Here is an 11,437-nt window from a genome sequence, read left to right as displayed (position 1 = left end):
TCTCCTCGCATCGACCGGCCTACGCAGGGGGAGAGGGATGCTGTCCGGACAGGACGAAGAGGTGACCGACGCCGCCGCGTCGGCCGCCCGGCTGCGGCACGTCTACTGGATCGGCGGCGGCAGCGGAGCCGGCAAGTCGACGATCGCCCGTCGCCTCGCGGACCGCTACGGCTGGCGTCTCTACGCCACGGACGACGTGATGGGGGAGCACGCCCGACGGACCACGCCCCAGGAGGCGCCCTTCCTGCACCGGTTCATGGCCATGGACATGGACGAACGCTGGGTGAACCGGTCCCCGCGGACCATGCTCGACACGTTCCACTGGTATCACGGCGAAGGATTCGGCCTGATCGTCGAAGACCTCCTCCGGCTGCCGCGGGAGCCGTGCGTCGTCGTCGAGGGCTTCCGGCTGCTGCCCCACCTCGTGAAACCGCTGCTCGCCGTTCCCGAACACGCCGTCTGGCTCCTGCCCACCCCCGAGTTCCGCCAGAACGTCTTCCGGAGCCGGGCCGCGGCGGGAGAGGGCTTCGTCCGGAAGACCAGCGATCCGGCCAAGGCCACCCGCAACCTCGCCGAACGTGATCAGATGTTCACCAGTCGCCTCCGTACGGAGACCCGCCGTCTCCAACTGCACACCGTCCAGGTCGGGATCACGATGACGCAGGACGAACTCGCCGAGCAGGTGACCACGTTGTTCCTGGACAGAGGACACGGACTCGACGGACAGCACGGGCTGCACGGACAGCACGGTCAGGAAGCGGAGGGGCATGCATGAGCGAATGGCAGCTGACCAGGACGTTTGCCAGCACTGCCGGTGAGGTTCACTGGGACCGGCTGGGACACACCGACCGGCCTCCCGTCGTCCTGCTGCACGGCACGCCGTTCTCCTCCTACGTCTGGCGCGCCATCGCCCGCTCCCTCGCCCGGGACCACCAGGTGTTCGTCTGGGACATGCCCGGCTACGGCCAGTCGGAGAAGTCCGCGGACCAGGACGTGTCCCTGGCCGCACAGGGCCGCGTCTTCACCGAACTCCTGAGCCACTGGCAACTGGAGGAACCGCTCGTCGTCGCCCACGACTTCGGCGGCGCCGTCGCCCTGCGGGCTCATCTGCTGCACGGTGCCCGCTACCGTGCCCTTGCCCTGGTCGACCCGGTGGCGCTGGCGCCGTGGGGGTCCCCGTTCTTCCGGCTCGTGCGCGAGCACGCCGAGGTCTTCGAGCAGCTGCCGCCCCCACTGCACCAGGCCCTCGTCCGTGAGTACGTCGGTTCCGCCAGCGGCCCGGGCCTGCACCCCGCGGTTCTCGACCGGCTCGTCCAGCCCTGGCTCGGCGACCCCGGCCAAGCGGCCTTCTACCGGCAGATCGCCCAGGCCGACCAGCGTTACACCGACGAGGTCCAGCACCGTTACGCCGAGATCACCGTCCCGACACTGATCTGCTGGGGCCAGAACGACGCCTGGATCCCCCCGGAGAGGGGACGGGAACTCGCCGCCCTGATCCCGGGCGCGCGATGGGAACCGATCGCCCACGCGGGCCACCTCGTCCAGGAGGACGCCCCCGCGGAACTCACCGCCGTTCTCATCGCATTCCTCCACGGCCGGCACGGCCACTGACCCCCGGAGAGTCGCCGATCGCGTCAGCCTTCGAGCCCCTCCGTGTAGGCCTCGGTCGGCGGAGCCGGAGTCGCACTCGTCATGCCCACCGACCAGAACCCTCCGGTGCCGGGAACGGACGTCACGTCGTTGAGGTACGGCGCCGGCGCCGTACCGGCCGGACCTCGCATGACGGTCCAGGCGTCACCGTCGCGACGCAGATACGTACTACGGCCCTGATCCCGGTAGTTCCAGCCCGCTATCCACGCGGCACGGCCCTGCGCGTCACCCGCGATGCCACTCAACGACCCGACGGTGAAGCCCGCTTCCGCCCGAGTCCAGGCCGTACCGTCCCAGTGGCACAGGGCGGGGTTGCCCGGGCGACCGGGCGGGCCGCCGATGCCGGCCTCGGTGCCCACGGCCCAGACGTCGTCCGGCCCGGCCACGTGGAGATCGGCGATGCTCAGACGCAGGCCCGCGACCGGGGGCAGCACCGTCCACGCACCGTCCCAGCGGGCCACCAGGCCGGACCAGCCACCGCCGTTCGACTGGTCGCCGCCGACCCAGACCTCCCCGGCCGGGCGCACCACCACCCGGTACAGGTTCACGCTCGTGACGGGCATCGGCTCCAGCCAGCGCCACACCTCCCCGCCCCCGTCGCCGTACAGCAGACCGGCGCCGCCGCCCCGGCTCCCGCAGATCCAGACTTGACGGTCGGAGCCCGCCGCCACCGAGTTCAGCCGGACGTCCGTCTCACCCGTACCCGGGAACGCCGCCTCCCGCCACGTGGTTCCGTCCCAGCGCAGCAGCGCGCTGCCGGTTCCGACAGGCTGGCCCACACTCCACGCGGCGGCCGAGCAGGTACCGGCGACGTCGAGCAACCGCGTGTGGCCGAGGTGCGCCAGGTCGGTCTTCATCCAGGCATCGCCGTTCCACAGCATGGCCAGAGCGCGCCCCTGCGACGGCCCCGCCCGGCCCTCCTCGCCGACCGCCCAGGCCAGCCGAGGCCCGGCCGCGGCGATACGGCGCAGTTGCGCGGCCGGAGTACTGCCCGGCGCCGGCACGGCCTGCCAGTCCTGCGCGCGGGGCGTCGGCACTTCGGCCCGCGCCGCGGCCGGGCCGAGCGCGAGCCCCGACAACGTACCGATCGCCCCTGCCACAAATCGCCTACGTCTCACTGCTGGATCCCCTCCAGACGGATCGGACGGACAGGAGGGACCACCGTGAACCGGCGATGCGCACAGGTCTAGATACGTACGTGACAAAGCAGGCAGTACGCCCCAGGAGGCCGGGGCGGGTTCAGTGCCTGCGGCCGTCGCGCAGCTCCAGCCGCTCCCCGGGAAAGCGCCCGCGCAAGCCGCGGTCGTGGGAGACCGCGACCACCGCTCCCGGGTACACCGCAAGCGCCGACTCCAGGTCCTCGATCAGGTCGAGCGCGATGTGGTTCGTCGGCTCGTCGAGGACGAGGAGGTCCGCGGGCCGGGTCACCAGGACCGCGATCTGCAGCCGGCGCTGCTGCCCGGCGGACAGGGCGGCCACCGGCACGTGCAGGTCCTCCGCACGGAACAGCCCCAGCGTCAGCAACTGTTCGGCGTACTCCTCCGGCAACCCCGGGCGCCCGGCCGCGAAGGCGGCCAGCAGCGGGAGCCGCGTGGAGCGGGCGGGCAGCTCCTGCGCCAGGTAGCCGATCCGGGCGGGGCGGTGGACCGTCCCGGCGTCCGGCTCCAGGTCGCCCGCCAGGACACGCAGCAGGGTCGTCTTGCCCGCCCCGTTCTCACCCGTGACCAGCAGCCGCTGCCCGGGCACGATCGTCAACGTCCCGTCCAGGCACAGCCGTTCGCCGACCGTCACACCGTGGAGTTCGGCGAGCGGCACCTTGACGTCCTGGCCGCCGCCCGACGACGTGAGCGCCGCCGTGAACCGCAGCGGTTCCGGTGGCGCCGCCACCGGGTTGCGCCGCAGGTGGGACAGCCGTTCCCGGGCCGCACGCACCTGTCCGCCGAGCTTCGCCTCGTGCGAACGCCGATGCTTGCCGAAGCCCTGCCGCGGGTCCTTGCCGGTCGTGGCGAGCCGCTTCCCGGCGGCCTCGACCAGCTCCTCGGTCCGGGCCACCTCCTCCAGCCAGTCCGCGTACTCCTGCTCCGCCCGGCGCCGGGCAGCGGCCTTCGCGGAGCGGTAGCCGGCCCAGCCGTCGCCGTACCGGCGCACCGTGCGGGCGTCCCGGTCCACCTCCAGGATCGTCGTGGCGATGTTCTCCAGGAAGCCGCGGTCGTGGGTGACCGCCACGACGGTGCCGCGGTGTGCGCGCAGCTGCTCCTCCAGCCAGCGCACCGCCGTCGCGTCGAGGTGGTTCGTCGGCTCGTCCAGGAGTAGCAGCTCGGGGGCGGCGGCCAGCACGCAGGCCAGGGCCAGCCGTGACTGCTCGCCGCCGGACAGCGAGCCGAGCACACGGTCCCGGGTGATCCCGGCAAGCCCGAGACCGTGCATGGCGGCGTCGACCCGGACGTCCGCCTCGTATCCGCCGCGCTCCTCGTACGCGGTCAACAGCTCGCCATACGCGGCGAGTTCACCTTGCGACGCCTCACCGAGACCCTCCTCCGCGGCGCGCAGCCGGCGTTCCATGTCGCGCAGCTCGGTCAGGGCGAGATCGATCGCGTCCCGCACGGTGCAGTCCGGGTCGAGGTCGAGGGTCTGGGCGAGGTGGCCGACACCACCGGGGAAGCCGACGGTGATCTCACCGGAGTCCGGCGTCTCGGCCGCGGCCAGCAGCCGCAGCAGGGTGGACTTGCCGGAGCCGTTCTCGCCGATGACGGCTGCCTTCTCGCCCGGCCGGACGGTGAAGGAGGCCTGGTCGAGGACGGTCCGGGTGCCGAAGGACTTGGTGACGTCCTTGACGGACAGCTGCGCCACGGCAGCGGGCATGGCGGTTCGGGCGCGTTCGCGCATGTGACTTTCCCTGGGGATGTGAAGGGTCTACGGGCAGCAGAAACGGCGGCGTCGGCCGTGCCCGGACTCAGAGAAAGTAGAAGAAACGCATACCACCACCATAGCAAGACGAGACGGCTCGTCTCAAGTCGGACGCCGACTTCGCATCGCGCGGCCGCAGCCCGGGGATCTCGTCACCACCTGTGGGCAAGCGTTCGCGGGACTCCCTAGACTCCCTCCATGGTCGGCGACCTTCTCCGCCTCACTGTCCTGGGGAGTGCGACGCCCTACGCGAGCGTGGACAACCCGTGCTCCGGCTACCTGCTCTCCAGCGCCGGCACCAAGGTCTGGATGGACGCGGGCAGCGGGACCCTGGCGCAACTGCAACGACATGCCCGCCTCGATCAGCTGGACGCGATCTGGATTTCCCACCTGCACGCCGATCACAGCGCGGACCTGCTCACCGCCTACTACGCGGCGCTCCACGCGGACCTGCAACTCGCCGCACCCATCCCCTTGTACGCCCCACCGGGCATCGCCGACCGCCTGGCTCACTTCCTCACCAACGGCCCGACCCGCAGCCCCGTCGAGTCCGCCTTCGCCATCCATGAGCTGGCTGACGGCCATCAGACCCACATCGGAGCCCTCACCCTGACCAGCCGCGCAGTGGCCCACGGCCTCCCGGCCTTCGCCGTACGCATCGAGACCGAGGGCCGATCGCTGGTCTACTCCGGGGACACAGCACCGTGCGTGAACCTCACGCGGCTGGCCGAGGCATGCGACGTGCTGCTGTGCGAGGCCGAGAGCGCCGACGCACCCGCCGAGAACGAACAGGTGCATCAGGTGCACCACACGCCCGAAAACGCCGGGGACACGGCCGACGCCGCCCGGGCCGGCCGGCTGATCGTCACCCACGTCGGACCCTTCCTCACCCCGCACCAGGCGGCGACACGCGCCTCGACCCGGTTCGACGGGCCGGTCGACTATGCCGCGCCTGGTGCGACCTTCTTGATCGGGTGAGGAGTTCCGGGCGCCCTACGCGGTACCCGCCTCGGGGCCGGCGGCGCCGTTCGTATCTCCGTCCGCCCGCCCGCCCGCACTCACCGATCCTGCCCGCACTCACCGACTCGGCCCCCGAGGTCGAACGCCCGTCGAACTGGCCTGGCACCGTGGGCAGCGCCGGCACTGCCCACGGTGGTGGTGGCTGCGTCAGAGCATGAGCAGCAGCCGCGTGTTCTTCACAAGCTTCCGGTTCACGCTGGTGCTCTGCACAAAGATCGTGAACTCGTCGTTGTGATCCGGCGTGACACGGATCTCCGTATCCGGCAGGCCCAGCAGCGCCCGTGCCTGCGGCCCCGTGAAGACGCGGTCCGTCTTCTTCTCCAGCACCGCGATCTGCTTCTTCGCCTGGATCTTCTCCGACTTGCTCAGCTGGTAGTACGCACCACCGGTGCGGTACGTGTGCCCGCACTCGGTGACCCAGTCACGGATCGCCGCGTCACGGGCCACCGGGATCAGCTGGTACGCCGACGCATCCACCGGCGTCAGACCGGCCGCCTCGATGGTGTCCTTGTTGACCGCCTGCGCACCCGTGGAGAACACCGCCCGCGATCCACGGATACCCCGGGAGCGACCCACCATGAACTGCTCGGTGGCCTGCTGGATGACCTGCCCGGCCTCCTCCAGCCCCTGGGTGCTCGTGGCGTCCCAGACGGCGATGTTGTCCTTCGGGAACCCGCACTGCATGGCCTCCCGCTTGCCCATCTGATCCGGTACGAGAACGGCCAGCGTCCAGTTGTCCTCCTGCCTGTCGATCATCTCGGCCACGGCCCCGACCAGCGCGCGCGGGTCCCTGCTGTGCGCGTCCGGGCAACGGTGGCTGGCGTTCTCCTGTCCGTCCGTGAGCACGAACGTCAGGAAGCTGTGGTCGCCGTACAGTTGAGCCGTCTGCGCCAGCTCCCGCTGCGACTTGAGCGTCGCCGCCAGCAGCGCCGTCATCCCGCCGACCCGGTACAACTGCTTCAAGGACGGCATCCGCAGCACGTCCTTGTCATAGATGACGCACTCCACCTGGTCCGCGAAGACGTACACCGTGACACGGGTCTCCTGATCCAACTCCTGCGAACGGCGAGCCAGATAGGCGATCTGCTGGTCAGCGACCTCCACGACCTTGCGGCTCAGATGCGACATGGACGAACTCGCATCCAGCACAAGAGCAACGTGGTTGATGTAGTTCTGGCTTCCGGACATCACAACTCCCCCTCATCCGACTCGATACCCCGATGCTCTCACCCACCACTGACAATCGATCTTGACGCTCAGCCCGACCGAGGAGCCCGACCGCAGCCCGCCCAGCGGGCGCGCAGCACGAGCGCCCTCCGCGCCCGTACCGCCACGACCCCGCGACCTCTCCGCCCCCTCGGCGGACGGGCAGCCGCTGGTGATGTCGCCTTCACCGCTACAGCAGGACCCGGCACAGGCGCACCTTCGGCGCGCGCCCGCGCGTGAGAGGTCGCGGCGGCCCCTCCCTCAATGGTGCGCATGCGCTGCGGCGCCCACGGACATGCTGTCCGGAGGAATCGGCACAAGGGGAGGACATGGCGTGAAACAGGCATCCCGCCTCATGGCCAGGCACACTCGGCCACCCGGCGTGGACACCCTCCACTACACCCCGCGACGAGGCCTCGCAGCCGTTCCCGATCCGGGTCACCGCGCGATGGTCGGGAGCGTGTTGGCCTCCGGCCTTGTCGACGAGATGATCGCCTTCACCCAGCCCTTCGATCCACCCGTTGACGTGGAGCAGGCCCGCGCGGATGCCCATGTCCTCAGCGCCGAGTTCGACGCCTTCGGCGTCACCGTTTCCGCCGCCACCACGCGGCACATCACCCTGATGCGGGCCCTGATGGTGCCCGTCGCCGACGACGCGCTTGCTCTCGCTCTGGATCGGATCTGGGTGTTTACGACCCGAACGGACGACGTGTGCTGCCACGATCCGGCCGAAGCCGAAGCGATCCTGCGTTCCGGCATGTCGACATCCCCTCCCACGGAATCCCCGAACACGCGCTACATCCAGTACATGTTCGACGAGATCGCACCCTTCTGCGATCCCACGTTCCTCGCCGTCTACAAGACCTTCTTCTACCAGGCGATCACCGGCGTCCTGATGGAGGCACAGTTCAGCCGGCAGGCATCCGACGAGGTCGACAGCGACTTCGTGCGCATCTTCAACGGCTTCTCCCAGTTCTGGTTCACATCACTGCAATTCACCGACCCCTGCCTGAACGCTCGCTCTCATCAGGCGTTCTGGTCAGCGGCCCTCAGCCCTTGCGTGACTTTCCTGAACGACATCAACGATGTTCTGTCCTTCTACAAGGAGGCAGTCCACGGCGAGGACTTCGTGGTCGGCCGGCTGTACCGCCAGGCGGTCCAGGGGGATCGCCCCTACCTCGAGGTCTATCGCCAGACACTGCACAACGGTCTGGCGGCCTACCGGCACATCCTGGCCCTGGCGAGCGACGAACAACGCCCCTGGCTGGATCGCTACATGCGGGCGTTCATCCACTGGCATTTCCGCAGTTCCCGGTACCGCTGGCAGAACGTTTACCCGGGCCTGAGTCCCCTCGAATTCTGATCGATGACCGCTGTCATGGAGACCGGGCCCTTCAGCCACCACTCGCAGCCGTCCAGGTGCAGGCGCTCGACCTGTCTCAGCACACGGACCACGTCGAGCACGTCGGCCAGCCGGGCAGGCTCACGGCGGCGAAACGAGCTTCATGTCCTGTCGCGTTGAGGCTCTCGGATGCACATTCGTTCTCGCTCCGCTTGGCGGATTCTCATCGCGCCGGCATCGCGGGATGCCTCCTGAATTGGGTCTCGCCCGGACGGAAGCCGTCCGGGCGAGACCTAATACATTCCCGCCGGTGGCCTGTCACACCCGCGGTTTACGGTGCCGCCGTCGCGACGATTGCGTGCAGAGCCCCGGAATTGCGTATTCACGGCGCATCGTCAGCCGCCAGAGGGTGCGGGCGTAGTCGCCGAGGCGGTCGGAGGCGGGGGAGCCGTCTGGTGCTCTGACTGCATCCCCTTGCCGGGTCGGGCGGATGCGGGATCGTTGAGGCCGGCTGCCTGGCCGAGGCATCCGCCTATGCTCGGCTCGTGCAGCCGCTTTCCGACAGCAGCAATCCGTTGATCACGGTGTTCCCAGCCGAGCTTTCAGGCGATGCCGAGGCGGTCCTGGCGGTGATGCCTGATTCTCGGCTCCAGCCGCATGCCTCGTTCTCGGTCGCTGTCGAGGGGCAGCAGGTTCTGATTCCCGGGCGCCTCTACAACGACGAGCCGCCAACCGACGCGGTGGCGGCGCTCTCGTCGCGTCAACGGCAGCTTCTGCACTGCCTGTACTCAAGGCACTGCGACGGGATGGTCAGACAGCGTCACCTGGAGAAGGTCGTTGGTTCCACGGACCCATGGGTCGTCCCCTTCGTCGTGCAGCTGGCTGGCGAGTACGTCTTGGAGATCCTGGTCGTCATCTGCGATGAGCTCCGTGATCTCGCCACGCCCGGCACCCGCGGCAACCTCGCTTACGGGCAGTTCATCGTGGACAACCCTGCCTTCTTCGCGCGCACTCAACGGCGCGTCGTGAGCTACTGGAGCTGCTACTACCGGGGCGCCTACGCGAGTTTTCGCGGCTACCCGGGGTGCACCCTTCTTGACCTCCTGCGGTCCGCCGCCTCCGACAGAGCAGGGCATCCCTGGCCCAACCTCGCTCCAGCCGGCGCCAGGGTGGATGGCTACTGCTAGGCGGCGTTTGCGAAGTAGTGACCGAGTGCGCGGGCCACACGGTTGGGGGTAGGCCTCTGTCGTCAGGGGCAAGGTGTCCCGGCCTGGGAGTGTGCACCTATGGCAGCGTGACCGTCGAGCAGGAGTACGTCGGCGCAGTTGCCGCTCGGGTCGCTAACGGCCCAACCATCGGCGCAGGCGGCGCCTGCCTGGGCGGCGGGACCGCCGCGTCCGGGCCGCGCTCGTGCCTGCTGCGGTGCGGCCGGTCCACCCTGGGGCGTCGGAGACGACCGGTGTCTGACGGTCGGCGTGGGCGCGGATCTCGATGTGGGACTCGTAGGAGGTGATGTGTATGGCCTCCTCGTAGGAGGCCAGTGCGCCGCGTAGAGCGGACCCGGCCAGTCCGCGGCGGATCACCAGGCGCTTCAGCCAGGTGAAGAACCCCATCACCGCGATCAGACAGCGGGACACCACCAGATAGGGGACGACTTCACTCATGCGTCGCCGCCTCGCCGCCTCGCCGCCTCGCCGTCCGTGCCCATGGCCTTGACTCGCGCTCGCCCGTCCGGTCCGGCCGTGGTTTCCCGATCACATGGTGGACCACTTGAGGTAGGCGGCGGTCTCGTGGAACCCCAGAGCACGATAGAAATCGGCCGCCCTGCGGGTCGGCACGGTCACCTCGACGTCCTTTGCCTCCCAGGCCCGTGCCTGCGCGGCCCGGATCAGTGCGGAACCTGTACCGCGGCCACGCACGGGCGCGTCCACGGTGAGTTCCAGCAGTTCGAGGATCGTTCCGCCGGCGAAAAGGGTGGGCATGCGCAGCGCGAGAAGGTACCCGACCACGCGCGAGTCCTGCTCGGCGACCAGGAACTCGGCTCTGCCGTCTGCGGCGGTTTCGATGATCCGGGGGAACGTGACGTCGTCGAAGACCGCGCGGTTGGGCCCATAGCTCGTCACGAACCCGCTCAACAGACGGTAGACGTCATCGGCGTCCGAGGGTGCGGCGTCGCGGATGGTCATGCCGGCTCGTCCGCCGGGAGGCAAGCGATCGGCGCTGTAGCGGCTGTCGGGATGGCGGCCATGAGCTCCGCTGCCTCGATCTCGATGCTGCTGTCGGGTCGGACGCTGCCGCAGTGCACACGTCCCAGGCCGCTGACGGACTCGCCGAACACCACCACCGCAGCCTGGTCTGCGGACACGGGACACACCCCGCCAGGCTGCATCCCTGCCCGCGCCGGCCTCCCGGCGTCGGCGGGGGACAAGTCGCCCCGGCGGATCCCGGCCGCGCGGGCGAGGGCGCCGTACCGCAGCCGTGCATGGCCAGGCAGTGCCGCTAGCAGGAGACCGTCCTCGGGGGTGACGAACGCCAAGGTCTTGACGGTCCGCTCCAGCGGAATGCCCAACGCGGCGCACACCTCCAGGGGGCTGAGCGCGTCAGGGTGCTCACGCAGCCGGAAGGACGCATCAGGCGCCGCGAGGACCTCCGGCGGGCCAATGGGTGCGGGAACGGTCACCTCGCCGAGATTACCGTGTAGGGAACGAGAGTTGATCGCTGTTTGCGGAGCAGAAGTCGGCCACGCGGCTCAACCGGGGTCATGAGCTCTCCAGGCCGCCTGACGGTTGCATTGCCGGGCGGAGGAAAGTCCGGTCGAAGCGGCGAATGCAGCGCGTCTCCGTGCTCAGCTGCCAGAGCTGCTGAGCCTCCGGATCCTGCCGGATGGCAGCACGGTAGTCCTCGTAGGCAGCCAAGCTGGGAAAGGAGAACAGGGCGTACGCGATGTCGTTGGCTCCTTCGTGCGGCAAGAAGCAGCCGTGGTGCGTGCCGCCGAAGCGGGTGACGATCGGGATCCACCCCGTCACGTAGTTCTCGAACGCGACAGTCTGGTTGGGGTCGATCTCGTAGCGCAGATGACAAGTGATCACGCGAATATTCTTCCTGGTCTGGTGGGTGCCCGGTCCGAATCGAGCGTTGCGTGCCTCGGCGGCGGGCTGGCCGAGATGCGGTCTTCACGGGTGGAGGGCCACCTGGCGGTGGTAGTGGCTTGCGCGGGCGCGCACTTGATGGCGGCGGCGCCAGATCGACCAGTGCAGCCGGTGTGCCGCGTCGAGGACACGCCGGACAACGAGTGTCGTGAAAGGTGCTGGA

Annotated in this window: 12 protein-coding genes; 5 read left to right on the top strand and 7 right to left on the bottom strand. The window is 69.4% G+C overall.

What is annotated here, in order from left to right:
- The first annotated feature begins 37 nt into the window (after positions 1–37).
- Both AQJ67_RS05500 and AQJ67_RS05495 read left to right on the top strand, forming a co-directional pair.
- Entirely contained in the window at positions 38–775 is a 738-nt protein-coding gene (locus AQJ67_RS05500; protein WP_107122795.1) for a hypothetical protein, read from the top strand.
- Positions 772–1,611, top strand: a complete 840-nt coding sequence (locus tag AQJ67_RS05495) for an alpha/beta fold hydrolase (protein WP_062716900.1) — start codon at positions 772–774, stop codon at positions 1,609–1,611. The genes AQJ67_RS05500 and AQJ67_RS05495 overlap by 4 nt, the downstream gene beginning before the upstream one ends.
- A 23-nt stretch (positions 1,612–1,634) precedes the next feature.
- On the opposite strand, the gene AQJ67_RS05490 is transcribed toward AQJ67_RS05495, so the two are convergent.
- A complete protein-coding gene (locus AQJ67_RS05490; protein WP_063807287.1) occupies positions 1,635–2,768 on the bottom strand; it encodes a ligand-binding sensor domain-containing protein in 1,134 nt (377 codons plus the stop codon).
- 121 nt (positions 2,769–2,889) lie between these two features.
- Positions 2,890–4,536: a ribosomal protection-like ABC-F family protein gene (gene abc-f, locus AQJ67_RS05485; RefSeq protein ID WP_062716896.1), complete on the bottom strand. Its 1,647-nt coding sequence runs from the start codon at positions 4,534–4,536 to the stop codon at positions 2,890–2,892.
- Between the two features lie 219 nt (positions 4,537–4,755).
- On the opposite strand from abc-f, the gene AQJ67_RS05480 reads away from it, so the two are divergent.
- Positions 4,756–5,535, top strand: coding sequence for an MBL fold metallo-hydrolase (locus AQJ67_RS05480; RefSeq protein ID WP_062716894.1), 780 nt, complete (start codon positions 4,756–4,758; stop codon positions 5,533–5,535).
- 189 nt (positions 5,536–5,724) lie between these two features.
- Here the strand turns inward: AQJ67_RS05480 and AQJ67_RS05475 are convergent, their stop codons facing one another.
- A complete protein-coding gene (locus AQJ67_RS05475; protein WP_062716892.1) occupies positions 5,725–6,765 on the bottom strand; it encodes a vWA domain-containing protein in 1,041 nt (346 codons plus the stop codon).
- Between the two features lie 352 nt (positions 6,766–7,117).
- On the opposite strand from AQJ67_RS05475, the gene AQJ67_RS05470 reads away from it, so the two are divergent.
- Together AQJ67_RS05470 and AQJ67_RS05465 are read left to right on the top strand one after the other, a co-directional pair.
- Positions 7,118–8,146 (top strand): isoprenoid biosynthesis enzyme family protein, encoded by a 1,029-nt coding sequence (locus AQJ67_RS05470; RefSeq protein WP_159058723.1) that lies wholly within the window; start codon positions 7,118–7,120, stop codon positions 8,144–8,146.
- Between the two features lie 524 nt (positions 8,147–8,670).
- Positions 8,671–9,312 carry a hypothetical protein gene (locus tag AQJ67_RS05465; protein WP_062716888.1) on the top strand — a complete coding sequence of 214 codons (642 nt, stop codon included), beginning with the start codon at positions 8,671–8,673 and terminating at the stop codon, positions 9,310–9,312.
- 153 nt (positions 9,313–9,465) lie between these two features.
- On the opposite strand, the gene AQJ67_RS44430 is transcribed toward AQJ67_RS05465, so the two are convergent.
- From AQJ67_RS44430 to AQJ67_RS05445, 4 genes are all read right to left on the bottom strand, one after another.
- Entirely contained in the window at positions 9,466–9,789 is a 324-nt protein-coding gene (locus tag AQJ67_RS44430; protein WP_107122794.1) for a hypothetical protein, read from the bottom strand.
- Between the two features lie 90 nt (positions 9,790–9,879).
- A complete protein-coding gene (locus AQJ67_RS05455) occupies positions 9,880–10,311 on the bottom strand; it encodes a GNAT family N-acetyltransferase (RefSeq protein ID WP_062716886.1) in 432 nt (143 codons plus the stop codon).
- Entirely contained in the window at positions 10,308–10,805 is a 498-nt protein-coding gene (locus AQJ67_RS05450; RefSeq protein ID WP_062716884.1) for an aminoacyl-tRNA deacylase, read from the bottom strand. Before AQJ67_RS05450 ends, AQJ67_RS05455 begins: the two co-directional genes overlap by 4 nt.
- A 79-nt stretch (positions 10,806–10,884) precedes the next feature.
- Complete coding sequence (locus tag AQJ67_RS05445; protein ID WP_062716882.1) at positions 10,885–11,214, bottom strand: NIPSNAP family protein; 330 nt, start codon at positions 11,212–11,214, stop codon at positions 10,885–10,887.
- Positions 11,215–11,437 lie beyond the last annotated feature (223 nt).

The organism is Streptomyces caeruleatus, from assembly GCF_001514235.1.
GTDB lineage: Bacteria > Actinomycetota > Actinomycetes > Streptomycetales > Streptomycetaceae > Streptomyces > Streptomyces caeruleatus.
This window is presented reverse-complemented; position numbering and strand designations above follow the sequence as displayed.

Excerpts from the sequence above, each read along its gene's own strand:
- AQJ67_RS05500 (WP_107122795.1), top strand. The coding sequence starts at position 38 with ATGCTGTCCGGACAGGACGAAGAGGTGACCGACGCCGCCGCGTCGGCC.
- AQJ67_RS05495 (WP_062716900.1), top strand. The coding sequence starts at position 772 with ATGAGCGAATGGCAGCTGACCAGGACGTTTGCCAGCACTGCCGGTGAG.
- abc-f (WP_062716896.1), bottom strand. The coding sequence starts at position 4,536 with ATGCGCGAACGCGCCCGAACCGCCATGCCCGCTGCCGTGGCGCAGCTG.
- AQJ67_RS05480 (WP_062716894.1), top strand. The coding sequence starts at position 4,756 with ATGGTCGGCGACCTTCTCCGCCTCACTGTCCTGGGGAGTGCGACGCCC.
- AQJ67_RS05475 (WP_062716892.1), bottom strand. The coding sequence starts at position 6,765 with ATGTCCGGAAGCCAGAACTACATCAACCACGTTGCTCTTGTGCTGGAT.
- AQJ67_RS44430 (WP_107122794.1), bottom strand. The coding sequence starts at position 9,789 with ATGAGTGAAGTCGTCCCCTATCTGGTGGTGTCCCGCTGTCTGATCGCG.
- AQJ67_RS05455 (WP_062716886.1), bottom strand. The coding sequence starts at position 10,311 with ATGACCATCCGCGACGCCGCACCCTCGGACGCCGATGACGTCTACCGT.